This window comes from Opitutus terrae PB90-1 (genome assembly GCF_000019965.1).
Taxonomy (GTDB): domain Bacteria; phylum Verrucomicrobiota; class Verrucomicrobiia; order Opitutales; family Opitutaceae; genus Opitutus; species Opitutus terrae.
The window spans coordinates 5,468,253-5,493,521 of sequence record NC_010571.1 but is presented as its reverse complement, the minus strand read 5'-3'; the positions used below and the strand labels follow the sequence as shown (position 1 = coordinate 5,493,521).

Annotated in this window: 14 protein-coding genes; 10 read left to right on the top strand and 4 right to left on the bottom strand. The window is 65.9% G+C overall.

Annotated elements, in window-relative coordinates; all coding sequences use genetic code 11:
• Positions 1-32: 32 nt before the first annotated feature.
• On the bottom strand, positions 33-773 hold the full coding sequence (locus tag OTER_RS21455) for a response regulator (RefSeq protein ID WP_012377051.1): 741 nt from the start codon (positions 771-773) through the stop codon (positions 33-35).
• A complete protein-coding gene (locus OTER_RS21450; protein ID WP_012377050.1) occupies positions 770-2,509 on the bottom strand; it encodes a histidine kinase N-terminal 7TM domain-containing protein in 1,740 nt (579 codons plus the stop codon). The genes OTER_RS21455 and OTER_RS21450 overlap by 4 nt, the downstream gene beginning before the upstream one ends.
• Before the next feature lie 208 nt (positions 2,510-2,717).
• Between OTER_RS21450 and OTER_RS24615 the strand changes: the two genes are divergently transcribed.
• Both OTER_RS24615 and OTER_RS21435 read left to right on the top strand, forming a co-directional pair.
• Positions 2,718-8,264 carry an RCC1 domain-containing protein gene (locus OTER_RS24615; protein ID WP_012377049.1) on the top strand — a complete coding sequence of 1,849 codons (5,547 nt, stop codon included), beginning with the start codon at positions 2,718-2,720 and terminating at the stop codon, positions 8,262-8,264.
• Positions 8,265-8,538: 274 nt separating this feature from the next.
• Entirely contained in the window at positions 8,539-9,201 is a 663-nt protein-coding gene (locus OTER_RS21435; RefSeq protein WP_083767810.1) for a response regulator transcription factor, read from the top strand.
• Here OTER_RS21435 and OTER_RS21430 read toward each other — a convergent pair.
• Positions 9,155-12,997, bottom strand: a complete 3,843-nt coding sequence (locus OTER_RS21430) for an ATP-binding protein (RefSeq protein ID WP_012377047.1) — start codon at positions 12,995-12,997, stop codon at positions 9,155-9,157. The two genes, OTER_RS21435 and OTER_RS21430, sit on opposite strands and share 47 nt — an antisense overlap.
• A 123-nt stretch (positions 12,998-13,120) precedes the next feature.
• On the opposite strand from OTER_RS21430, the gene OTER_RS26765 reads away from it, so the two are divergent.
• Entirely contained in the window at positions 13,121-13,339 is a 219-nt protein-coding gene (locus tag OTER_RS26765; protein WP_148218207.1) for a hypothetical protein, read from the top strand.
• Positions 13,340-13,349: 10 nt separating this feature from the next.
• The gene (locus tag OTER_RS21425) at positions 13,350-14,243 is read left to right on the top strand and encodes a YcaO-like family protein (RefSeq protein WP_012377046.1); all 894 of its coding nucleotides are present in this window, start codon (positions 13,350-13,352) and stop codon (positions 14,241-14,243) included.
• 100 nt (positions 14,244-14,343) lie between these two features.
• Here OTER_RS21425 and OTER_RS21420 read toward each other — a convergent pair whose 3' ends face one another.
• Positions 14,344-15,702, bottom strand: coding sequence for an NAD-dependent succinate-semialdehyde dehydrogenase (locus tag OTER_RS21420; RefSeq protein WP_012377045.1), 1,359 nt, complete (start codon positions 15,700-15,702; stop codon positions 14,344-14,346).
• A gap of 369 nt (positions 15,703-16,071) precedes the next feature.
• Between OTER_RS21420 and gmd the strand changes: the two genes are divergently transcribed.
• From gmd to OTER_RS21390, 6 genes are all read left to right on the top strand, one after another.
• Entirely contained in the window at positions 16,072-17,088 is a 1,017-nt protein-coding gene (gene gmd, locus OTER_RS21415; RefSeq protein ID WP_012377044.1) for a GDP-mannose 4,6-dehydratase, read from the top strand.
• Between the two features lie 189 nt (positions 17,089-17,277).
• Positions 17,278-18,213 (top strand): GDP-L-fucose synthase family protein, encoded by a 936-nt coding sequence (locus OTER_RS21410; protein ID WP_012377043.1) that lies wholly within the window; start codon positions 17,278-17,280, stop codon positions 18,211-18,213.
• A gap of 188 nt (positions 18,214-18,401) precedes the next feature.
• On the top strand, positions 18,402-19,391 hold the full coding sequence (tatC, locus tag OTER_RS21405) for a twin-arginine translocase subunit TatC (RefSeq protein WP_012377042.1): 990 nt from the start codon (positions 18,402-18,404) through the stop codon (positions 19,389-19,391).
• A 245-nt stretch (positions 19,392-19,636) separates the two neighbouring features.
• Positions 19,637-22,423 carry a protein kinase family protein gene (locus OTER_RS21400; RefSeq protein WP_012377041.1) on the top strand — a complete coding sequence of 929 codons (2,787 nt, stop codon included), beginning with the start codon at positions 19,637-19,639 and terminating at the stop codon, positions 22,421-22,423.
• A gap of 26 nt (positions 22,424-22,449) precedes the next feature.
• A protein-coding gene (prfB, locus tag OTER_RS21395) for a peptide chain release factor 2 (protein WP_202796008.1) occupies positions 22,450-23,593 on the top strand; the annotation gives its coding sequence in 2 pieces (ribosomal slippage) (positions 22,450-22,521 and positions 22,523-23,593; 1,143 coding nt in all).
• Between the two features lie 97 nt (positions 23,594-23,690).
• On the top strand, positions 23,691-25,202 hold the full coding sequence (locus tag OTER_RS21390) for a hypothetical protein (RefSeq protein WP_012377039.1): 1,512 nt from the start codon (positions 23,691-23,693) through the stop codon (positions 25,200-25,202).
• Positions 25,203-25,269: the final 67 nt, after the last annotated feature.

The window sequence follows — 25,269 nt, the reverse complement described above, 5'->3', positions numbered from 1 at the left end:
TTTCCGGTTTCCGCGACGGCCCGCGCCGTCGATCACCGCGGCGCTGCGGACTCGGCGTCGGACTCGGGCTTGAGGCCTGGCTCCACGGCGCGGGACGCGGCGCCGTTTTCTCCGGCGGTGTTCCAGCGACGGTAGTGCTCGATCAAGGCCGGCGTGGTGCGCACGCCGAGTTTTGACATCAGCCGGACCTTGTAGGTCGCGACCGTTTTCTCGCTGAGCCGCAGCCGCGCCGCGATTTCCTTGTTGCGTAGTCCGCGACCGAGCAGCGCGAAAATCTGCAGCTCGCGATCACTCAGCTCCGCCAGGTTGCCGTCGTGCGCCTCGGCCGGCGGCTCGTCCTCGCGCATGCCGAGCGCCTCGGACAAAAGGGAGTTCGTAATCGTGGCACTCGCGATGATCCGGCCTTCGCGGACTTCACGGATCGCGCGCAGGATGGTTTCCATCGGTTCGTCCTTCATCAGGTAACCGCCGGCCCCGGCGCGGAGCAGCCGGCGCGCGTACAGTTGTTCGTCGCATACGGACAACACCAGCGTGGGAGGCAGCGCATCCGCCGCCTTGAGTTGCTCGACGAGCGTCCACCCGTTGCCGTCCGGGAGGTTCAGGTCGAGCACCATCACGTCCGGCCGCAGCTCGGCGGCGAGGCGACGTGCCTCCTGCCACGTAGCGGCTTCGCCCACGACGCGCAGGTCGCGCTGCGCGTCGATCGCGGCCCGCAAACCCTCGCGCGTGGCGGGGTGGTCATCGATGACGAGAACGGTCAGGGCCGAGGTCACGTGGCAACGGGAGTGGCGGTGGACGATGCCGCCGGCACTGCGGCAAAACTCAATTCCATCACGGCGCCGGTTGCGGTCGCTCGCAGCACGAGCGTCGCGTCGAGGAGCTCGGCTCGCATCCGCATCTGGCGGAATCCCAGGCCGTCCGAGGAGACGACACCGTCGGACAGCGGTCGGCCATCGTTGGAAACGCTGATCGTGACGCAGCCACCCTGCTGCACACAATCGACCCAGACGCGTCGGGCGCCGGCGTGCCGGGCGGCATTGACCACGGCTTCACGTATGATCCGCAGAAGATGACCGCTCGCCTCCGGAGTTGGCGCCGGGAACTCGTGATCGATCGCCAACTCGCAGGTGAGCCCGAGCGTCTGTTCGAGTTGGTGCAGCTGGGCGTAAAGCAGGTCTTCGAACTGTGTGTGGGCGACGTCGGGTCGCGCCAGCAGGTGGGAGAGATCGCGGACCCGACGCGATGCGTTGCCCGCGAGTGCGGCCAGATCGCGCAACCGCTGGTTCACCGCCTCGTCGGTCGTACCCTGGAGCGCGAGCAGTTCCGCCTGCCGCACGATTCCGATCAGTTCCGGGCAGACGGTGTCGTGCAATTCCTGGCCGATGCGATCCTGTTCCTCGGCGCCCGCGCTCAGCGCCCGCGCGGTCGCTTCGCGCAACTCGCGCGTGCGACTCGTCAGCAGCTGATGGAGTTGCTGTTCGGCGCGCCTGCGTTCGGTGACGTCGCGCAAATTGAGCAGAAAGCCGCGATGCCGCCCGTCTTCCGTCAACCGGCGCCAGTCGGCATCCCAAACCGTCTCGGCGGGCGGAGGTGCCGCGATCTCAAGTCGCCGGTTCTCGTCGAGGCGGGTGAGTTCGAGGAGGTCCGGCCAGCGGGCGAGCACCTGCGCCAGCGGTTGCCCGACCGCATCGAGCTCGTACACGCGCAGCAATTGCGCCGCCGCCGGATTGAGATCGGCGACGCGATGCGCGGGGTCCGCGACCACGATGGCGTCGCGCATCATCGCGAGCACGCGGTTGCGCGCGATGGGGGTGTGGCCGGCGAAGCGATCGTGCCAGACGGTCCAGGCGAGGATCAGCATGCCGGGTGGAATCGCGAACGGCACGAGATCCAGCGATCCCCACGGGCTGTAGCCCGACAGCCGCCAGAGGTGGGCGGACGCCGGTATCATGATGGAAACCGTGACCGCGGCGAGCTGCCGTCGGAAAATACGGTTCGCGTGCGGCCAGGTGTGCGCGACCGCGAACAGCGCGAACACCATCGCCGTGAGCACATAGCCGTTGGTCACCCAGTACAAGGGACCCGGGGTGATGGAGAAGCTGTTCCAGCTGCCGCGCGGCTCGAGCGTGATGGTGCGATGCGTCAGCCCGTGCCAGTGGTCCGTCAGCTTGCTCATGATGTCGAGCGCAGCGAAACCGAACAGCGCGAAGCGCAGCCAACGGGGCAGCCAGCGCTCGTGTCCGGTGAAGTCGGCAAACACGCACATGATCAGCGGCGGAAACAGGAGCGCGCCGAGGAACGTCACGTTCTCGCACCAAGCGACGTACGCGGCGCATGCGGGCGCGAGTTCGCAGGCGTATCCGCCGAGGTACAGACTGCCGGCGGCGATGATGCCGGTGTAGGCCGCGAGCCCCGGCACCGAGCGACGACGCCACGTGTAGCACGCGACGACGACGTACACGCACGCGATGCCAAGAAGTACGACCGAGATGACAGGCCAGCCGGACATGGGCCAGAGGTGTGCCAGTTACACTCCGTGACCGGCCGGCGTCCATCGCAAAGCGGCCACGAAGTTTCCTACAAGCGCGCGACTTGTAGGAGAATTCCTACGCGCTTCTCAGGATCAGCGCGCTTTAGCGCGTTCGGCGAGAGGCCTTGGCTGTGATCCCCCCCCTCGGCGCAGCACAACGCCGCCGAGAACCGTGTGTTGTCCTGTTATGAAAAACCAGCTGTCGCCCCTCGGATCGGTGCTCCGTCTCTTCGTGGTTTGTTTGGTTCTGGCCGGCCCAAGCGCGTGGGCGGCGAAGGTCACCTCGATCGCGCGGCAGGATCCCGGTCCGGCGATCACCGCAACGAGCGCGACGTTTCGCGTCACCTTCGACGAGGACGTCACCGGCGTGACGACCGGCGCGTTTACCCTCGGCACCACCGGCACCGCGACTGGTGTGATCGCGAGCGTTGCCGGCAGTGGTATGAATTATACGGTGACGGTCGACACGATCGGCGGGGTCGGCACACTGCGGCTCGATTTCAGCGATGGTTCGGGACTCACTCCAGTCGTCGCGGGCGCCTTCGCCGGCGGTCAGAGGTACCTGCGAGTGCCTCCGGGCACGGTGTCCTACGCGTGGGGGGACAACTCCAAGGGGCAGTTGGGTAATGGCACCGGCGGCTCCATGGGTAACAAGAGCGTGGTGCCGGTCGCGGCGGACCGATCCGGCGTGCTCGCGGGCAAAACCCTTGTCGCCCTCGCCACCAGCTATCGGCACAGCCTGGCGCTGGCGAGCGATGGGACCGTTTACGCCTGGGGCTACAACGCCAATGGGCAGTTGGGCAATGGCTCCGGTGGGTTGAGCACGGATATCAGCAAAGTGCCGGTCGCGGTGGACATGACCGGCGTGCTCGCCGGCAAGACGATCATCGCGATCGCCACGGGCTACGAACACAGTTTGGCGCTGGCGAGCGATGGCATCGTTTACGCGTGGGGCGACAACTCCGAAGGCCAATTGGGCGATGGCTCCACGACGGACAGCAAGGTACCCATGGCGGTGGACCGCACCGGCGTGCTCACCGGCAAGACAGTGGTTGCCATCGCCGCCGGCAGAAATCACAGCCTGGCGGTCGCCAGCGATGGCACCGTCTACGCTTGGGGGGACAACTACTACGCTCAGTTGGGCGACGGATCTCTCACCGACAGCTCGGTGCCGGTGCCAGTCGATTTGACCGAACTCGCCGGCAAGTCCGTCGCCGACGTCGCCGGTGGCGACCGGCACAGCCTGGCGCAGGCCAGCGATGGCACCGTCTATGCGTGGGGCGACAATACCAATGGTCAGATGGGCGATACCATCGCGCACTTGAAGCCGGCGCCGGTGAGCGTCACTGGGGGCAGCGCGCTCGCGGGTAAGACGATCGTTGCCGTGGCCGCTGGCGGCTACCACAACCTCGCGCTGGCCAGCGACGGTACGGTCTGCACGTGGGGCTACAACTATAATGGCCAACTCGGCAACAACTCCAGCGGAGCGGGAGAGAAAAGCACCGTGCCGATCGCGGTGAATTCATATGGCGCCCTGCCGGGGAAGACCATCGTTGCCGTCGGTGCCGGCGTCAGTCACAGCCTCGCGCTCGCCAGCGATGGAGCCCTTTGCACCTGGGGCTTCAACAGTCAGGGACAGTTGGGCGACAACTCCACCACCAACCGCACGGTGCCGGTGACGGTGAGCGCCGGCGGCCTGATGTTCCAGGCGCTTGGAACCACCTGCGATGCCGTTTATAGTCTCGCATTGGCCACCGTGCCGCCGCCCACGATCACGGCCGTATCGCCGAGTCGCGGGCTCACCACCGGAGGAGCGTCGGTTGTCATCACCGGCACAAACTTCAGCGGCGCCAGCGCGGTGATGTTCGGCTCGACGGCCGCGACCGGCTTTACGGTGAACAGCGCCACGCAGATCACTGCCACGGCGCCCGCCGGTTCCGTCGGCACGGTCGACGTCACCGTCACGACGATAGGAGGCGCCAGTGCCGTCTCCGCCGCTGACCAGTTCACCTACATCCTCCCGCTCACGATCGATAGCGTCGTCGCGCCGGCGGACGCCACCTACGGCGCAGGCCAGGAGTTGGATTTCACGGTCAACTTTAGCGCGGCGGTCACCGTCACCGGCACGCCGCAGCTGGCGCTGACGATGGGCGGTGTGACGCGCTATGCAACCTACGTCTCCGGTGACGGCACCACCGCGCTCGTATTCCGTTACACCGTACAGTCCGGCGATGGCGCGGCCGGCGGCCTGACTGTCGTTTCGCCGCTACAACTCAACGGTGGCACGATCGTCGATGCGGCGACCACTGCGGCCACGCTCACTTTCACACCGCCGGTCACCACCGGCGTACGTGTCGCCACGGTGCCGCTGGCGCCGACGGTGACCGCTGTACAGGCCGGCGACGGGCGGGCATTGGTGCGATTCACGGCGCCGGCGAGTAACGGCGGATCGGCGATCACGAGCTACACGGTGACGTCCAGCCCCGATGGGGTGACCGTGAGCGGTGCAGGCGTGGCGCTCACGATTACGGGGCTGACAAACGACACCTCCTACACGTTCAAGGTCACCGCCACGAACGGGGTTGGCGTCAGCGCAGCCTCGGCATCGTCTGCGACGGTCACTCCGACCCGAAGCTGGTCAATGGGCTTTGGCTCGTCGGCGGGCGATCAAACCTACATCACGAAAACCACCGCGGACGCGGCGGGCAATCTTTACGTCGCGGGGTATTTCTATGGTGCCACGCTCGAGGTGGGGCAGACCACGCTGACCCGGATTGGCACGCGGGACGCGTTTGTGGCGAAACTCACGCCCCAAGGCTCGGTGCTTTGGGCGAAGAATTGCGGCGGCGCGGGCGGCAACGCCTACGCTCGAGGCATCGCGGTGGATGCGAGCGGCCACGTGTATGTGGGCGGGTATTTCACGGCGAGCTGGACGACTCCGGCGCTGACAAAAGTCGGGGCGACCGATGCCTTCGTGATGAAGCTCGATGCGGCGGACGGCGACGTGCTGTGGGCGCAAAACTACGGTGGCGCGGGCGCGAGGGCGCTCGGTTATGCGCTGGCGGTGGATCCGGCCGGCGACGTCTACCTGGCCGGTTGTGCGTCCTCGGCCGCGTTGACGCTGGCGGCGGGCGTGACGCTCTCACCCATCGGCACCACGACTGAGGACGCGTTGGTGCTGAAGCTCGCTGCGGCCGATGGCGCAGTGCAGTGGGGCAGAAATTGTGGCGGAGCGGGCGCCACGACAAATTTCAACGGGCTGGGCGTGGATGCAGCCGGCAACGTTTATCTGGGCGGATATTTCACGGGTGCGGATCTGACGACCCCGGCGATCGCCAAGCTCGGTGTCTATGACGCGTTGGTGGTGAAACTCTCCGGCGACGGGACATTCGCGTGGGCGAAAGATTATGGCGGTGCCGGTGCGGTGGCCGGAATGGAAGCCGTTGCGGTGACCGGTGACGGCGTGTATGTCGGCGGATATGCCGCCGGCGCGGACCTGACAGTGCCGGTGGTCATCCGGAATGGAGACAGTGACGCCCTGGTGATGAAACTCGATCCGACGGACGGCGGGACCGTGTGGGCCAAAAGTTTCGGCGGCGTCGGTGCGACCGCCGAGGATTGGGCGCTCGGAACGGATGCGACCGGCAACGTCTACGCGGGCGGGTTTTTCGGAGGCGCCAACCTTACCACGCCTGCACTGACGCCGATCGGGGCGCAGGACACACTGCTGATCAAGCTCAGCGCGAGCGGCGACGTACTATCCGCAAAAAACTATGGCGGCGCGGGCGCTGAGGTGGACATCAAAGGCATCGCGGTCGACGCGATGAACGATCTCTATCTCGTCGGCGGATTCAGCTTCAGCGACCTGACCACGCCGGCACTCCCCAAGATCGGGGCCTACGACTCGCTGTTGATCAAAGAGGCCGCGCCGCCGACGCCGGTGATCACCAATGCGACGCTATCCGCCAGCGGAACGTACGCGGCTGCGTTCGCGGGCTACACGATCACGGCGAGCGAGAGTCCAACGAGTTTCTCGGCGACGGGGCTGCCGAGCGGCCTGAGCCTGAACGCGGCGACGGGGGAGATCTCTGGCACGCCGACGCAGGCGGGCACGTTCAACGTCGTGCTCCAAGGTACGAACGGCAACGGCACCGGACCGGGATCGACGCTGGTCCTGACAATGGCGAAGGCGCCCCTGTCGGTGACGGCAAACAACGCGAACCGCTATGTGGGCAACGCGAATCCCACCTTCACCGTGAGCTACGCCGGTTTCCGCAACGGCGACACGGCTGCGTCACTGACGACGGCGCCCACGGCGACGACGACGGCGACCGTGGCGTCTCCGGCGGGCACGTACCCGATCACGCCGGCGGGTGGGGTTTCGGGCAACTACACGTTCAGCTACGTCAATGGCACGTTGACGGTCGAAAACGAGCCGGAGCCGCCACCACCGCCGAGCAAGGATTCGCAAACGATCACTTTCGCGGCGCCCGCCGACAAGCTCACGACCGACGGACCGTTCACGCTGAGTGCGAGCGCGAGTTCAGGGCTGACGGTGAGGTTCGCGATTGCGTCCGGGCCGGCGACGCTCAGCGGCACCACAGTAACGCTCACCGGGGCTCCGGGCACCGTCACGATTCGCGCGACGCAGCCGGGCAACAGCGATTACGAAGCCGCCCCGCCGGTCGAGCGCAGCTTCACGGTGGAAGCCGCGCCGCCGCCGCCGATCGTGCCACCGACGAGCGGAGGCACCGCGAGCTTGTCGGTCGGCCCGAGCGGCTCCGGTTGTTCCTACCAGTGGCAGTGCAACGGCTCGAATCTCGGCGGAGCCACTGGTTCGACGTTGACCCTCACCAATGTTCAATCGGCGAACGTCGGACTTTACACTTATACGGTCAGCGCGCCGGACGGTACGGTGACCACGAGCGATCCGGTGATCGTTGGCCTCACCACGACGGACAAAGTCGAAGGCCTGGCGGAGGAAGTCCTCACCGACGTGCAGCATCCGAACGGAAACACCTACGATCAGGTGCTGCTCGAAGGCCCGAGTGCGACCGTTACAACCAATCCGAATCAGATCACGCGGACCTCGTTCATCGATCTGAGCGACGATATCGTGCAGGTGGAGTTCTCCGGCGCGGGCACGCTTTCGCTCCTGGTCAATGGCGCGACCATTCCGGCCGCGCCGGTGAACTACATCCAGCCCGGAGTCGATTATGTGCGCGGCCACGCCGCGATCGTGATCACGGGGGCGAACGAAACCAGCAACGTGTGCGTGTTCAGCGTCGGGTCGGTCACGGCCGTGAATCAGGCGCTGTTCCGCAGTGACGTGACCTACGATGGAGTGGCGGACATTGCGTTCATCGCGATTCAGAGTGCGAATGGCGAGTTTGGCAGCGTTCGCACGGGCAACGTGCACTACTTCGCGAGCCAAGGGTTCACGGGCATCTACGCTCCTGGCGTGGAATTCGCCGGACCGGTGAACATCGGCGACGTGAGCGCGTTCGACTCGGCGAGTCCGGTCTTGGTCTTTGGCGCGATCGCCGAGGTGCGCGTCGCCGGCGGCAACCTGCATCAGCCGAATGGCCAGACCGTGAAGGTGGACGGCATCACGCAAATCCGTTTCACCGAAGGGCGAACCTCGCACGATCACGTTCTGCCGGCGCAGACCAACCAAGCCGTGCTCGAACAGGACGGCGTCGACATCACGGACCTGATTGTGGTGGGCCCGTGATCGCGCCGCGGAAGCCGTAAGACTTTCTTGCGGCTACGACGTTACGACACTCCAGCCCGGCGGGAACGCCGGGCTCCGCCTTCGGCCGGACATCCACCGATGCGGGCGGTACGCCCGCGCGCCCAGGGGCTGCGTAGCCGCCGGCCGCCGCGCAGCGCCGGCCGGTTGGTTGACGCCGCGCATAAAGCTAGCTTTCCGGATGCGTTGATTTAGTGCTGGATGTGTCGCCCGCGGAGCTTGAGCTGCTAGTCGGGTACCGGTTTGATGCGCAACTGTGAGAATCGTCATTGTTGAAGATCACCTGATGTTTCGGGACGTGATCCGGCAGATCTGCAGCCGGCGGTTTGGGCACACCATCGTCGGGGAAACCGATTCCGGCGTGCAGGCCGTCGAGGTGATTCTCCGGGAGAAACCCGATGCGGTGATCCTCGATCTCTCGCTGCCGGATATGGACGGGTTCAACGTGGTCGACCGGGTGCTGAGCGTGCTGCCGGAGACGCGCATCCTGGTCGTATCCTCGCATTGCGATGACTATACGCTTTTCCGCGTGGAAAAATCCGGTGTGCACGGGTTTCTCGACAAGAACTCGAACACCGTCGAGGCCCTGCAGGACGCCCTCAAGTCGATCGAGGAGGGGCGCGTCTATTTCTCGGCGGCGTTCCAGCGGGCCAAGCTCGCCCGACGCAACGACCCGCGTTCGTTCACCAAAGTTTTGTCCGAGTGGGAGCGCGCGATCCTCTCGCTGATCGGACAGGGTTTGAGCGACGAGGAAATCGGCGAGCGGCTGCAGCTTTCACCTCGCACCGTGCAAACGCACCGCAGTCATCTGCTGCAAAAGCTGAAACTCAAGGGCACGCCGAAGCTGATCGCGTTCGCGATCGAGCACGGGTTCACGCAGGTGCCAGCGAAGCACGGATCGAATCCAGTTTACTCCTGAAACGCGCAAACTCGGCGTCGAACTCGGCCAGCAGGCGGGTTAACCGGTCGGGCTCCGCCGTGGCGGCGTAGGCCTGCAGTTGGGAGGCGAGCTGCGCGAGCGGTTCATATTTCACCATTGTCGCGTGCGAGATCATCCGGTGCGCGGCGCGATGGATTTCCTTCGCGTCGCCGCGGCGAACAGCGGCGTCGGTGGCATCCCGCTCGGCCGTAAAGGCAGCGAGATAGCGGTCGATCTGCGCGGGCACGCCGCCTTCGCTGTCCTCGCCGAGCAACTTGAGCAGCTGGAGGTCGATTTCCGGCGGCGGGGCCGGCGCGTCGAGCCGGCGGCTCACCTCGACCGAAGCCGCGGCGCGGAGTGGCCCGCGCAGATCGTGCAGCGCCGCCGCGATTTTTTCGGGAGTGAACGGCTTCGACACGAACGCGTCCATGCCGGCCTTGAGGCACGCCTCCTGGTTGAACGTCCCGGAATACGCCGTGGTCGCGATGATGATCGTGTGCCGGTCGGGCGGCTCGACGGCGCGGTAGCGCGCGACGACTTCCGTGCCGATCATGCCGGGCAGGTTCCAGTCCATGAACGCGACATCGTAGCGATCGCTTTGGAGTTTGCGCAGCGCGGAGAGTCCGTCGGAGGCAACGTCGGAGGTGATGCCGATCTTGCGCAGCACGGCCTGCATCGCGGCGGCGTTGTAGTCGATGTCCTCCACGATTAACGCGTGCAAAGGCGACGCGGTCGGCGCGGCCACGCCGACCGACTCGGGCGGCGGCGCGGACGACGGCAAAGGGAGCTCGGCCCAGAAGCAGGAACCCTGGCCGAGCTGCGATTCGACGCCGACGTTGCCGCCCATTTTCGTGGCCAACAGTCGGCACACGGCGAGGCCGAGACCGGAGCCGCGGATGTTTTGGGAGCGCGCGCGATCGAGTCGGGTGAATTTGGTGAACAGCGTGGTTGTCTCGGCCGCGCTCATGCCGGGCCCGTGATCGCGGACGAACAGCCGGATGCGTCCGCCTGGCACCGCGGTGGCGCCGATCTGAATGGGTTTGCCGGGGCCGAACTTCACCGCGTTGGTGAGAAAATTCAGCACGATCTGCTGCACGCGGGCGGAGTCGCCGATCAGGCTGGCGGGAAGCTCCGGCGGCAAGGAAATCTCGATCGGCGTGTGGGTGGCGCGGGCCTCCTCGGCCACCATCGCAGCGCACTGTTCCAACGCGGCGCGCAGCTCGAACGGCGCGAGCCGCAACTCGATCTTGCCGGCCTCGATCTTGGAAAAATCGAGCACGTCGTCGACGAGCGTGGCAAGCAGCGAGGCGCAACTGCGGATCGAGTCGGCGATCTGCCGCTGGCGCTCGCTCAGCGGCGTCTCCTCGATGGCCAGCGACAGCCCCACGATGCCAGAGATCGGGTTGCGGATCTCGTGGCTCATGTTCGCGAGAAATTCCGATTTGGCGTTGTTGGCCTGCTCGAGCTGCTCGGTTTTTTTCCGCACCAACGCCTCGAGCCGGAGGTTTTGGTGGCGGAGATACGCCGAGCGCCAGTGGATCCCGCCGGTGAACCCCGCAATGGCCAGAACGGTCCAGAGTGCGAACGCCAGCCGCGTCCGGTACCACGGGGGCAGCACGGTGAAATGCCAGGTGGCGGCGGGGCTGGTCATGCCGGCGTCGTTGATGACGCGAACGGCAAACTCGTAGGTGCCGTCGCGCAGCCCGGCGAGCGTCAGATGGCTGTTATCCGTCGGCGCCGACCAGTCTGCGTTGCCGGAGAGCCGGGTTTGAAACCGCAGTGTTTCGCGCCGGCCGTATTCGACGGCGCTGAATTGCACGGTGAGCGTATTCTGGTCCGGCGGCACCTCGGCGAACTCCGGCACGCTGCCGCGCAGCAGCGGGATCCGCGGCGGGGCGGTGGGTTTCAGCTGGGCCGGATCGATCCGCAGCAGCGCGTCCGTGCCGCCGACCCAGAGAATGCCCCGCTGGTCGACGAAGAGCCGATTGATCGTACCCACGCGCTCCAGCCCCGGAATGCTGAAGGGTTGCCAGCGGGCGGTTTCGCCGGCGAGGGTCAGCCGGCCGAGGAGAGGCGAGGTGGTGCCGTCGGGAAACGGGCTGGCGAAAGCGATCCAGATCTGGCCGGGCGGTCCCTCGTTGGACATGGCGAACGCGGCCGTCGTCGGCATCGCGGCCACGCGGACAGGGACGGATTTTCCGCGCGGATAAAGCCGAGTCGCGCCGTCGCCGCAGACCGCGATAGCCGATCCGATCCGTGCCACCAGCACCGGCCCGGGATTGGTCGAGTCACCACCGCCGACCGGTGACAGCCGCGTGGTTTCAGCCTGCGCGTCCACCACGAACACGCCACGGGAGCCGGTCCCCACCCAGAACTTTCGGTCGTCGTCGTCCACGATCGCGACCGGCAAATCCGGCAGTCGTCCGACCGCTTGCGCTCGGAGGCGACCTGGCGTTTCCTCGGTCAGGCGGTAAAGATCGAGGTTGTCGGCGAGCAGGAATTCGTTGAGCCGTTGTGATCGCTGGAGCAGGATCGGCTCGACCTTGGTGCGGAAGGATTCGACGAGTCCGCCGTCTCCCATCCAATAGACACCGCGGTATCCTGCGGCATAGAACCCATGCTCGGCGGGGGCGAGATCGACGAAGCGTGCCGCCATTTCCGGTTCCAACTGAAACGCGTTTTCAGCCCCAAGTCCCAATGGCAGGCTGAACACGCCGTTGTCCGTCGAAACAAACAGGCGCGAACCGGTTTGCACGATTCCGTTGCAGGGCCGCGAGGTCAGGCCGTTCTCCTCATCGAAAATACTCGTGCCGCTGCCAATGGTGGCACGCGTGATGCCCAGACTGGATGTAATCCACAAAGCTCCGTCCCGAGCGCCAAAAAGCGAAAGTACCGCCGAAGACGGCAGTCCTTCTTTTGACGTGAGAATCGAGGTCGTTTGATCATTCGCACTTAGCACGCCGACGCCACCTAACGTCGCGATGCAGAGTTCTCCCGTGGAAAGCCGGCACACGCTGGTGACGATGTTTTGGCGCACAAAAGCAGAAAGCTCCTCCGACACCTCGGTCCGAACTCCCGCGTGAAGTTCAAACAGTCCAGCGGGGCTCACGACGAACCAGCCGTTGTTGCGGGGCTCGAGCCAGAGTGCCGTGGTATTCCCCAATTCCTCCGGCGAAACGCCTCGCCGGAGCGCCTGCCCTTCCACCTCCCAGATTCCAGAGGAACGATGCGAAACGAAGATCCGACGGCCTACTTGAAAAGCAGGAAGCCGCCGTTCACCCGGCATGGTGCTGACGTGGAAGGAAGTGCCATCCCAGATCAGCACGGTATTGGACGTGACGAACACCGCTCCGGCCGGATGGGCGAATACGTGCCAGACGTCGCCGAGTTCCCGATTCGCGGTCGGGAGCTGGGCCAACAATGACCGGTACGCGCCGAGATCCCCGTTGGGCAGCCGCTCGAAATAACCGATTTGGTTCAATGCGGCGACCCACACGCGGCCATCGCTGCCGACCGCAAGCGATCGCACCACGGTGCCGCCGGGAACCGGGTAGTGTTTCCATCGTTCCCCATCGAACGTGCTCACCACGTCGGAGCCAAAATACATGACGCCGCGTTCGTCTTCGGTGGCGCTCCAATGCAGGGTGTAGCCGCTGCCTACCTCCCGCGTGCCGAATGAGCGAAGAATGGGCCGGCCCTCCTCTGCCGCGCTGCTCGTGATCGTGACGCCGATCAGGGCAGCTGCATACAGCAGCGCGCAGTGGAGCAGCAGCACGGGTTTCGGGGCGGGACGCACGGTCGGAGGATGATGGGCGGGAGACTGCGACCGGGTCACTACAGAAAAATACGTAGCGCTTGCCGCAAAAACAGGCAGTTTCCCTCATGGCGCGTGCTGAATGCGGACCCCACCTTGTCCGCGATGAACACATACAAACGCGTCTTCGTGGGTCTGATCTCCAGCTTCCTGCTCGCGGCAGGACTCTCCCGGGCGGCGGAACGCCTTGATCCGCTTAGTCATCAACTCACCATTACCAGCGAATCGCTGGAGATGCACCGCGCCGGCCCTGGGGTTGGGTGCGCAGTGCCCTGCGTGTTGAACGTCCGTCCGCTGACGGTATCCTCAAGCACGGTTCGTTGATTCTCTTTCCATGCTTAGTCTTGCCGCTTTTCGCTACCGGAACGTCCTGAAGTCCGATGGTGGTCCCATCGCCCGGATCGCGGTGCGCGAATTTCCCGTCTATGGTCGCCGGATGTATCAGGCCAACGCTTGGCTGGCCGACGGCGTCATCCCGGAACGACGGAAATTCGCGCTCTACAGCGATGCCGATGGCACCGGGGCGGCTGACGTGCCGATGGTCGCCCGCTACATGGCGATTTCGGAAGCGATGGAGCGCTGGGCCTTCCATGTGAAGGTGCGGGCCGACGACCGCGAGCTGTATGGCTTCGATCTCGATGAATCCTCCAACGGCATGGCGGCGTTTCCCGGCATGTTTCCGTCGCAAGCCCGGAAACGCGCCATGCTGGAGGCGGTCGAGCGCGCAAGCGTGCTGGCGTGGTGGGAGGGATTGCTCGATGGCGAGGTGCGTCCGACGGAATGGCCGGGTATCAGCGCGTTGGTGCTGCCGAGCCCGATCGGCTACGGCGTGACCGTGCTCGCGTTCCGCGAGGTGCGGCCGGACACCTTTGCCTACGGGCACGGCGCCGCGACGGACTTTTTCGGTGCGTGTGAGCGCGCGGTCATGGAACTCGCGCGACACGAGTATGTGCTCGGACTGCACCGGCTCTCGCGCGGCGTCACCGCCGAGGCGGCTCCATCCGACCTCTTCGAGCGACGCGCCCTGTTCTTCTCGTCGGCCGAGGGGCATGCGTTGTTCCAGGCCCGGCTGCAGCGGAAGACGACCGGCCGTCGATTCGTGGCGCGCGTGGCCTATGACACGGAATTACGCGGGCCCTGGTCGGACTACGCGGCGGTGTGGCGGGTGCTGATCGATCCGCCGAGCCGCGACTTCCTCGCCGACACCGAGCGTTACTTTTTCTGGTAGTAGTAGAGGAGGGTAGTTGATCCCGGCGTGCCACCCTGGCTCGAGTGGCCGCCGGGATCCGTGTTTCCGGCGGTCGCTACGGCCCGGATGACCAAGGGAGTCAGCCGATGACTGTCTTCACGTTTACGAACGACGTGACGCCCCAGTCGCCCAGCTCGCGACCGTAGCCGCTTTGTTTCACGCCGCCGAAGGGCAGGGTGGGGTCGGAGCGCACGAAATCGTTCGTCACGATAAACCCGGCCTCGAGCTGCTCTGCGATTCGCCGGGCGCGACGCCGATCCCGCGTGAACACCGCGGCGCCGAGTCCGTAGATCGAGCGGTTGGCGAGCGCGATCGCTTCCGTTTCATCGCGCGCAGAGATGACTGCGGCGACCGGACCGAACAACTCCTCGTCAAACGCGGGCATGCCGGGACGCACGCGGGACAAGACCGTGGGTTCGTAGTAGAACCCGGCGCCTGGCGCTGGAGCGCCGCCGAGCAAAACCCGGGCGCCGCGTTGCACGCTGCGTTTGACCTGCCGGTGCAGCTGATCGCAGAGATCGGCGCGCGCGAGCGGGCCCACGTCGGTCGCCGGATCGGTGGGATCGCCCACTTTCGCCGCAGTCATGTGGGCCACGAACCGTCGTTCGAATTCGCCGCGCACAGCGGCGAGCACGATGAACCGCTTGGCGGCAATGCAGCTTTGGCCAGAGTTCACCAGCCGCGCTTGCGCGCAGACGGCGGCGGCGTGATCAAGATCAGCATCGTCCAGCACGAGGTAGGCATCGCTTCCGCCCAGCTCGAATACCCCCGGCTTCATCGCCCCGCCGGCGAGTGCAGCCACGGCACGCCCCGCGCGCGTGCTGCCCGTCAGCGTCACCCCACGCACGCGAGCGTCCGCGATGAGCGTAGCGACGGCATCGGTCTCGACCAGTAACGTTCGAAGCAATCCCTTCGGTGCGACGGCGTCGAACACCGCCTCGATCGCCAGCGCGCAGCCGGCTGTGCTAGGCGCTGGTTTGAACAACAGCACGTTGCCGGCCATCAACGCGGGCGCGGCGGCCCGAAACGTCTGCCAGAAGGGAAAGTTCCACGGCATGATTCCCAGCACGATGCCGAGCGGCTCGAACACCACCCGGGCGTGCCGCGGCGCGCCGATGGGGTGCTGCGGTCGCAAAGCGCGCGCGGCGTGCGCGGCGAAGTACTCGCAACCCGCGGCACATTTCTCGATTTCCGCGCGGGACTGTCTGATCGGCTTGCCCACCTCCGCGGTGAGCAGCGCGGCCAAGTCGTCGCGCCGACGGCGCAGTTCGCGGCCGACGGCCCGCAAGGTTCGCGCTCGCTCGGCGAGCGCGGTGCTGCGCCATGGCTGGGCGGCGCGTTCAGCCCGCGCGACGATGGCGAACGCTTGGGCGCGCGAGTGCGACGGGCGCCGGGCGATCCGCTGCCCGGTGGCCGGATTGAAGGAGGCGAACGGCATGCAGCGAATGCAGCCGAATCCGGCGGCGAAGCAACCGCACAAGCCCGCGTTCCACGGTCGGCTTTTCGCGTCATCCTGAATTCGCCCGCTTGTAGGGCTGCCGCTCGCCGGCAGCCGCGGCCGGCGGTGAACGCCGGCCCTACAACCCGAGAAGCCCCTGCGACCGGGTTACGCGATTCCGGACTCGTGGCGTGTGCCCCTGCGGGCCACGGCGATGTCGCCGCGGCGTGGTGACGTGCATTTCGAGCTTCACAAGCCGCCGGCGCGAGTTCAGGGAAACCCTGAGCGTTCAGCCGCGCCGGCGGCGCTTTTTTGACCGACGTGGAACTTGCTGAGCCCGAGCCAAATCATACGGTCGCTCCCATTTTCATGAAGAAAGCACTGATCACGGGCATCACCGGCCAGGACGGGTCCTATCTGGCCGAGCTGCTCCTTGCCAAGGGGTACGAAGTGCACGGCATCATCCGCCGCGCCTCGACCTTCAACACCAGCCGCATCGACCATCTTTACCGCGATCCGCATGTGAACGGGGTAAAGCTGTTCCTGCATTATGGCGATCTCGCCGACTCGGTGCAGATGGTGAAGCTGCTCTACGAACTGCAGCCGGACGAGATTTACAATCTCGGCGCGCAGTCGCACGTGCGCGTGTCGTTCGACATTCCAGAATACACCGGCGACGTCGACGGGCTCGGCGCGCAGCGGATTCTCGAGGCGATCCGCGAGGCGGGGCTGGTGAAAAAGGTCCGCTACTATCAGGCGTCGTCGTCGGAGATGTTCGGCAAGGTCCAGCAGGTGCCGCAGACCGAGACCACTCCGTTCTGGCCGCGCTCGCCCTACGGCTGCGCGAAAGTCTACGCCTATTGGCTGACGGTGAACTATCGGGAAAGCTACGCGCTGCACGCGAGCAACGGGATCCTGTTCAATCACGAGTCGCCGCGCCGCGGCGAGACCTTCGTCACGCGCAAGATCACCCGCGCCGCCACGCGGATCAAACTCGGGCTGCAGGACGCGCTTTACCTCGGCAACCTCGACGCGCAGCGCGATTGGGGCTACGCGAAGGAATACGTCGAGATGATGTGGCTGATGCTGCAGCAGGACCGACCCGACGATTACGTGGTCGCCACCAACGAGACGCATTCGGTGCGCCAGTTCTGCGAAACGGCGTTCGGCTTGCTCGACCTCGACTGGCAACGCTACGTGAAATACGACGACCGCTACGAGCGCCCCTCGGAAGTCGATCTGCTGATCGGCGACCCGGCCAAAGCGCGCCGACAGCTCGGCTGGGAACCCAAGGTGCGGTTCAAGGACCTGGTGAAGATCATGGTCGAGTCCGACCTCGAGTTGGCGAAACGCGAACGACAGATCAACGACCTGCCGAAATTGTGAATCGAATCCAATCCGCGGCCCGCGCATGACGCCAACGGACACGAAAGAGGCACCCCTACGCTGCGCGTTCGCCGCGTCGCATGCCCCGCGATCACCGCGCCGGTGGGGAGAATTCGCGATCCTGCGCCTGATGGGCGGGAAAGCGTTTGCCCCTTCCGGGTTGTTCGTGTGTTTCGTGGGCCTTGCCGCATGAAGCTTTATATCGCCGGACATCAAGGCATGGTCGGATCCGCGCTCACGCGCCGGTTTGCGCGCGAACCCGGCATCGAGTTGATCCATCGCACCCGCGCGCAGCTTGAGCTCACGGATCAGGCGGCGGTGGACCAGTTCTACGCCACGGAGCGCCCCGACGTCGCGATCATCGCGGCGGCGAAGGTGGGCGGCATTCACGCCAACAACACCTATCCCGCCGACTTCATCTACGACAACCTGATGGTGGCCGCCAACGCGGTGCACTCCGCGTATCGGCACGGCGTGAGCCGGCTCTTGTTTCTGGGCAGCTCGTGCATTTACCCGAAACTTGCGCCGCAGCCCATTCCGGAGGACAGCCTGCTGACGAGCGCGCTCGAGCCGACCAACGAAGCTTATGCGATCGCGAAGATCGCCGGCCTAAAGCTCTGCCAATATTACCGCAAACAGCATGGCGTGCTGTTCCACTCGGCGATGCCGACGAACCTTTACGGCCCAGGCGATAACTACCACCTGCAAAACTCGCACGTGCTGCCCGCGCTGATTCGGAAGTTTCACGAGGCGAAGGAAGCCGGGCGTCCCGAGGTGATCGCGTGGGGCACCGGTGCGCCACGTCGCGAATTCCTCCACGTCGACGATCTGGCGGACGCGTGCGCGTTCCTGCTTCGACTCGAGAACCCTCCGGATTGGATCAACGTCGGCAGCGGCACAGACGTCACCATCAAGGAGCTCACCGAAACCGTCGCCGCGGTGGTGGGCTTCACCGGCGAGATCGTTTGGGACAAATCCAAGCCCGACGGTACGCCGCGCAAGCTGATGGATGGCTCGCGGCTGGCGAAGCTGGGTTGGCAGGCTCACATCGATCTGCGCGAAGGCGTGGCCCGGACGTATGCTTCGTTCCTCGAAGAGAAAGCCGCCGGCACGCTGCGGATGTAGCACGGAGGTGGCACGGGCATCCTGCCCGTGGACGGCGCTTCGCGCCGCAACCATGGGCGAGACGCTCATGCCACGCCACGGGCAGGATGCCCGTGCCACGTGCCCAAAGCTGATTTGCGCTCCGTGAATGCGCCTAGCCGCCAACCGGCTTGCCATTGCAGCCCGCGCCCGTTCGTCTCGCCGCTCGCATGAGTGCAGTCGACGAACAGCTGGACGAGGAAGAGACCAGCGAGAAAAAATCTTTCTGGGACCACCTGCGCGATTTGCGCACGGCGCTCGTGCGCTCGGCAATCGCGATCGGGATTGCTTTGGTCGTTTGCCTGCTGATTGCCGACAAGCTCGTACTCCTGCTCGAATACCCGCTGCAACGGATGAACGTGTTCGAGAAGGCGAAGCCGACCGTCACGTTCAAGATCGGGGGCACGCAGCTCGGGCCCTACGAAGTGAAGCCCGACGAGTTCCCCGGCCTGCCGGGCAGCGACAATCCGAACGTCACTTATCACGTCGGCTCGGCGAAGATCGGCGAGCACCAGGTGGCCACACTGGTGCCGGAGCCCACGCCGCCGGAAAGCCTGGGCGCGCTCCGCGTCCGGCTGCACAACCTGAGCCCGGCCGACGCGTTCTTCATCGCGTTTCACGTGGCGATCTACGGCGCGATCATCGTGTCCGCGCCCTTCTGGATTTATTTCATGGGGCAATTCTTCCTGCCGGCGCTGAGCGTGCGCGAGAAGTCGGTGCTCTACCAGTGGCTCGGCTGGGGCGTGCTGCTGTTCTTCAGCGGCGTGGCGGCGACGTATTTCGTCCTGCTGCCGCTGGCGCTGCGGGCGTCGATCGAATACTCGCATCTGCTTGGACTTGAGGCGTACGACTGGCGCGCTGACGGCTACATCGGGTTCGTGATGAAATTCATCGTCGGCATGGGCATTGGTTTCCAGTTCCCGATCGTGGTTCTGATTTTGGTGAAGCTCGGGCTGGTCACCCACCAGCAGCTCGCCCACTACCGCCGGCATGTGATCGTGCTGACGCTGATCGTCGGCGCACTGCTGACCACGCCGGAGGTGATCACCCAGGTCGCGATGGCCGTGCCGTTGTATTTGCTTTACGAAATCAGCATCCTGATCGCGCGTTACTGGGATTGGAAGAAGCGCCGGGCCGAAGCGACCGCAGGAGCGGGGTGACTCCAAACTCGCGGCCGGGCGCGGATAACGTAACCGCACGGCGCCCAAGGCGTGAAGGTGCGGCGCGTTGGCGCCAACACCCCGAGGAAGCTTTCTCGCCAAACGGCGCCTCGAGGGCACGGCGCGCCATTTCCCAGGCCACCCCACACTCAGGTGCGGGTGGGGCAAACCTGTTTCGGGATCGATCCTAAAGTCGAGGGGGTGGCGTGACGTCTAGACCGGAGGGAGTTTTGCCCGAATCACCCATGCCAGAACCCGAAGCCAGGACGGTTGACGCTGATCACCCGCCGGTGACCGCGTTGCCGGACGCCGCGGCCATGCCTTTCCTGCAGCCCGACGGCAATGAAGCCGTGCCTGGGCAGCGCTGGAACCGATTCACGTTGGGGGGGGTGTTCCCCGGCGCCCGGCACAGCTATCTCGCGGAAGATGTGGGCAAGATGGAGAAGGTGCTGATCACGGCGCGGCTGGTCACCCAAGGCATCGAGTGGCGCCGGCGCGCGTGGGCGCAGCTCTGCGCGATGGAGCAGACCAAAGTTCTCCGCTGCCTCGACGCGTTTGAGGAAAACGGCTGGCGCTATGAAGTCATGGCGGCACCGCCGTCCACGACGGTGGCTGAGTGGCTCTCCGCGCATCGGCCGCGTTTCGACGAATTGGAGGCGCTCGTCCAGCAGGTCGCCGGCACGCTGGATGCGCTGCATGCGGACGGCCTGGTGCATCTGAATCTCCAGCCGGAGTCGCTGCACATCGAAGAAGGCGCCAACGGGCCCGAGTTCGTCGTCGGCGGGTTGCAGGAAGTGACGCTTTTCCAGCAGCCCGAGTTGATCCCGATCGAAGTGGATCCGTTTTATGCGCCGCCCGAAGCGGCGGGGCTGGCGCGGCATTCGCCGGGGCCGCAACTCTGCGCGTGGGACTGGTGGTCGCTGGGCCGGGTCATTCAAGAGGTGCTGCTCGGCCAGCACGTGGTGATGTTTTTGCTCAAGCGCACCGGCCCGCGCACGGCGCCGGAGCTGCGGCAGCGGGCCGAGCAGTTGCTGCTGGAGCGCGAACCGGCGGGGGCCCGCGCCGGCGCGGTGGAGGAGACGGGCGCCGAGCCGGCGGCACTGCCGCTGCTGCGCGGCTTGCTCACCGGCTCCATGGATGCCCGGTGGCGCGGCGACATGGTGCAGCGCTGGCTCCGGCACGAGAACGTTCGCGACTACTACGATCAGCCGCGCAACGTGCGGCTGTGGCGCTCCGGCGGGCGCGTGTTCACGCTGCCCGATGCGGCGGAGTATTTCACCCAGGCGCCGACCTGGGCGGCGGGCGAGACGACGCTGCTGGAGCCGTACCAGCCGGACACGCTGGCGCACTTTTTGCGGGAAACGCCGGCGCATCGCGCGGACTGGGACCGGTTACGCGCGGTCACGGAGCTCGCCAACAGTCCCGCGTGGGCTGAGGTGCCGGAGCTGGCGCGCCGCACGTTGATCGTCGGGATCAGCTGGCTGGCGCTCGCGGCTGGCGCCGGAGGGCGGGCGAACCTTCGGGTGCGGGGCTGCGCCATGGAAACCGCGGGCCTGCTCGAGCTGTTGAAGAACCCCGGCGGGGCCGAAGGCGTGGCGATCGTGCGCGGGCTGCTGCATCCGCCGCTGATCGAGTATGTGGAGTCGCTGGACCCCGTGGCCGCGCGCGTGCTGAAGGGGCTGGCCGCCCGCGCGGGGGCGGCGTTGAAGATCGTGCTCGAGGCCGGCTGGCTTGACGACGGGGATCACGCCGGGTTCGTGCGGCTGTTCTCGCTGGCGGTGCAGCGCATGAACGCGCTGCAGGAACGGGTGACCGCGCTGCAGTCGACGTATGCGACGAGTCGGTACCCGGAACTGGCGCGCATGCTCAACAGCAAGACTGCGACGCCGGTGGAGCAGATCGTGCTCGCGTTCACCGGCCAGACGCCGGAGCAGTGCGGATTCATCACGCATGCCGATTCGCGCAACGAGCGCTATCACGCGTTGCGCACCGAGCTGGATGCGATCTCCGGTGCGCTGCGTTGGGTGCGGCTGTATGAACTGCTGCGACGCAGCCGGCTGTGGGGCGCGCCGTGGCCGCTGTTTGGGACCGCCGTCGCCGCGGTGGCGGCCCTGCTCGCCGTGCTCGACCGCTCAGGCACGCCGGCGATCGTGGCCACCGCGGCCCTGATCGGTTCACGTGCGTGGCTGTGGTGGCGCGTGCAGCGGACGATGCACCGGTATGATCACGTGGCCGGGCCCTGGCTCTGGAGCGACGGGACGGAACGCGCCGCGTCGGAGACCGCGCGGGTTCTGGCGAAGGGCAAGGTGCATCCCACCGAGCTCATGCAGCAGGCCGTGGGCCTGCGCGTGGCGATGGCGGAGTTTTCGGCCGAGGCCCGGCGTTCGCCGCCCGCGCCGGATCCGCATTGGTGGGATGTGGCCGCCAGTTTCGTGCTCGGTGGCTTGATCACGGTTGGCGCGCTCGTGCATTCGCTGGCCGGCGTCCGCGAGGCGCTGCAAGCCGCCCAGCCGCCGGCGCTCGCGGCGGAGAGCAGCCGACTGACGGCGGAGGTGCGGTCGCGGCTCGAAAATGCTGATCGTTCGCTGTCGAAAGAAGTGGTCACCGATCCGCAGGCGCTGCTCGCCACCGGCCGCTACGAACTGATCGACGACGGCTTCGGCCGGCGATTGCGCGGGCCGTTGCAGCGTTGGGACCGCTATGCACCCACCGGGGTCGCGAGCTTGAAGGTGCTCGCGCGCGCCAAGGCCCTGCCGGAGCAGTCCGCCTTCGCGGTGGTCACGGCGACGCTGCAGTTGCGGCCGTACATGCGCGATTCCGTGAAGGCTTTGCTCGCGATTCGCGTGCCGACGGCGCGCGGCACGGGAGTGATGATCTACAACGCCCGCGACCGCGGGCTGCTGGACCGCGAGGTGCGCATGGTGCGCGGCGGCTTGCGGGAAGACACGTGGTACGAGCTGGATGGGCGCCGGGTGTTGTTCCTCGGGAATCCCGTGCCGTTGGAGACGACGAATTCCCTTGCGCCACCGTGAGGTCTTTGCGGCCATGGGCGTTCCTCATGATCGCACCCGAGACCTTCAATCACATCGAGAACATCAAGAAGCGCGCCGGCCATCTATGGAGGTTTCTTTGACTGCGAACAAAAGCAGCGGGAAATCGAAGCGCTTGAAGCAGAAATGGGCGCACCCACGTTCTGGGATAGCAACGAGCGCGCGCAGAAACACATCGCGAAACTGAACGGCCTCAAGAAGGCCGTGCTGCCCGTCGTCGCCTTCCACAAAAAAGTCGAAGACCTCGACGTCATGGTCGAGCTCGTCGAAGCGGCCTCGGAAGGGGAGCGCGAGAGTTACGCGCAGGAACTCGACAGCAATGTGACCGCGATGGTCGAGGAACTCGACGCACTGGAGATCGCGTCGTTCCTGACCGGCCAATTCGATCGCAACAACGCGATCCTCTCGATCCAGTCCGGCGCCGGCGGCACCGAGTCGAACGACTGGGCCGACATGCTTTTCCGCATGTACAACCGCTGGGCGGAACGCCGCGGCTTCAGCATCGAGGTGCAGGACGTCCAGGCCGGCGACCAGGCGGGCATCACCAAGGCCACGCTCCTGATCAAAGGCGAAAACGCCTACGGCTACGCCAAGGCCGAGCGCGGCGTGCACCGCCTCGTGCGCATCAGTCCGTTCGATGCGAACAAGCGCCGCCACACGTCGTTTTGCGCCGTGGACGTGGTCGCGGAAATCACCGAGGACGTCGACGTCGAGATCAACGAGAACGATCTTCGCATCGACGTCTATCGCTCCTCCGGCAAAGGCGGTCAGGGCGTGAACACGACCGACTCGGCCGTGCGGATCACGCACCTGTCGTCCGGCATCGTCGTGGTCTGCCAAAACGAACGTTCGCAGCTCAAGAACAAGGCGGCGGCGATGAACGTCCTCAAGGCGCGGCTCTACGAAAAGAAACAGGACGAGCAGCGCGCGGAGATGGACAAGTTTTACGGCGAGAAAGGCGAGATCGGCTGGGGCGCACAGATCCGCTCCTACGTGCTGCAGCCCTACCAAATGGTAAAGGACCTGCGCACGGGCGTGAGCACCAGCGACACGCAGGGCGTGCTCGATGGCGACCTCGATCGCTTCGTCAATGCCTGGCTGCGCGCCGGCTGCCCGCGCCACCGCAACAAGGAAATCCAGATGGAGGAATAGAAGTGAAGAGTGCCGGGTGCCCGAGGCAGAATGAAGGGCACTGTGTGGGGCGGCCGCTTGCCGTCCTTCGGCAATCGGCCTTCCTCATGCGGCATTCATGAACCTCTCCTACGAACACATCCACGCGGCACTGACGAGCCAGCCGCTGTTCGAGGCGAAGTCGTGGCAGCTCTCGCCGCAGGCGTGGCCGCTGTCGCGCGAGCAGATCGTGCAGCTGGAGGCGATCGGCGCCGCGTGTCTCGAATTTCACCAGGCGCTCGAATCGCTGTACTTGCGATCGGCGGGCGGGCGAAACCTGCTGCGCAACAAACCGCTCCTCGCGCCGTGGGTCGCCGATTATCTCGATCGCGGCAAGCCGCCGCAGCTTGTCGCGCACGCCCGCGATCCGCGGCAACGGGGCGCACTGCCGCAGGTCCTGCGGCCCGACCTGCTGCTGACGGACGACGGTTTCGCGCTGACCGAACTCGACTCGGTGCCCGGCGGCATCGGGCTCACCGCGTTTCTCAACCGGCTCTATGATGGAGCCGCGCCACCGTCAGGGAGCGCGAGCGTCTCGCCGGCATCGTCCGAAGCGGGCGGGGCGCCCGCGCTCCCAGGGATTCTCGGTCGCGGCGATGCGATGATTCACAATTTTCACGCGGCGCTGGCGGCGCTGCGGCCGGAGCTGACGAATCCGCTGATCGCGATCGTCGTGAGCGACGAGGCAGCGACGTACCGGCCGGAGATGGAGTGGCTCGCGCAGCAGCTCCAGCTGCTCGGCAAGCGCGTGTTTTGCGTGCACGTGGAGAAGGTGTTTCCGCTCGGCTCGACGCTGTGCCTCGACATCGACGGCAACCCCGAAAAAATCGACGTCGTTTACCGGTTCTTCGAGCTGTTCGATCTCGAGAACATCCGGACCGCGAAGTTCATCTTCGAAGCGTGGACCGCGGGCGAGGTGGCGATCGCGTCACCGATGCGGCACTTCCAGGAGGAGAAGCTCGCGCTGGCGCTGTTCCATCACCACCTGTTGCAGGACTATTGGGCCGAGGCGCTGTCGAGCGCCACGCACACGTTGCTGCGCGCGTTGATTCCGCAGAGCTGGATCGTGGATCCCGCGCCGCTGCCGCCGGGCGCCGTGCTCGACGGTCCGCACGTCGGTGGTCGCGCGCTGAACGACTGGCGCGAACTCGCTGGCGCGTCCAAGAAAGAACGCGAACTCATCCTCAAGATCAGCGGCTATCATGAGACGGCGTGGGGTGCGCGGAGCGTCGTGCTCGGCAGCGATTGCTCGCGCGAAGAGTGGCAGCAAGGCCTCGATCGCGCGATCGAGCTCGCGCCCACGAACCTGCATCTGCTCCAGAGCTATCGGAAACCGCGCCGCGTCGAGCATCCGGTGTATGAAGCGACCAGGGACCAGAGACCAGAGAGCAGGAGCGACGGGTCCGAGCTGCCGCACCCGTCCCACACCGCGACGACCAAGGCGGGCCGGCTGCGGCTGTGCCCCTACTATTTTGTCGTCGGCGGCGAGGCGCGACTATCGGGCGCGCTGGCGACCTTCTGCCCGCCGGACAAGAAGATCATCCACGGCATGCAGGACGCCGCGTTGCTCCCGGTGCAGGTCGCAGGGTAGCCGCACGAAAAAAGTGTAATTGCAGCGGCCGCGCTGCAGTTGCCGACCCGGCGTGCGATTTTTTTAT

Coding starts and splice junctions, on each gene's coding strand:
- gmd (WP_012377044.1), top strand. CDS start 16,072: ATGAAGAAAGCACTGATCACGGGCATCACCGGCCAGGACGGGTCCTAT.
- OTER_RS21410 (WP_012377043.1), top strand. CDS start 17,278: ATGAAGCTTTATATCGCCGGACATCAAGGCATGGTCGGATCCGCGCTC.
- OTER_RS26765 (WP_148218207.1), top strand. CDS start 13,121: ATGAACACATACAAACGCGTCTTCGTGGGTCTGATCTCCAGCTTCCTG.
- OTER_RS24615 (WP_012377049.1), top strand. CDS start 2,718: ATGAAAAACCAGCTGTCGCCCCTCGGATCGGTGCTCCGTCTCTTCGTG.
- tatC (WP_012377042.1), top strand. CDS start 18,402: ATGAGTGCAGTCGACGAACAGCTGGACGAGGAAGAGACCAGCGAGAAA.
- OTER_RS21390 (WP_012377039.1), top strand. CDS start 23,691: ATGAACCTCTCCTACGAACACATCCACGCGGCACTGACGAGCCAGCCG.
- OTER_RS21420 (WP_012377045.1), bottom strand. CDS start 15,702: ATGCCGTTCGCCTCCTTCAATCCGGCCACCGGGCAGCGGATCGCCCGG.
- OTER_RS21400 (WP_012377041.1), top strand. CDS start 19,637: ATGCCAGAACCCGAAGCCAGGACGGTTGACGCTGATCACCCGCCGGTG.
- OTER_RS21425 (WP_012377046.1), top strand. CDS start 13,350: ATGCTTAGTCTTGCCGCTTTTCGCTACCGGAACGTCCTGAAGTCCGAT.
- OTER_RS21450 (WP_012377050.1), bottom strand. CDS start 2,509: ATGTCCGGCTGGCCTGTCATCTCGGTCGTACTTCTTGGCATCGCGTGC.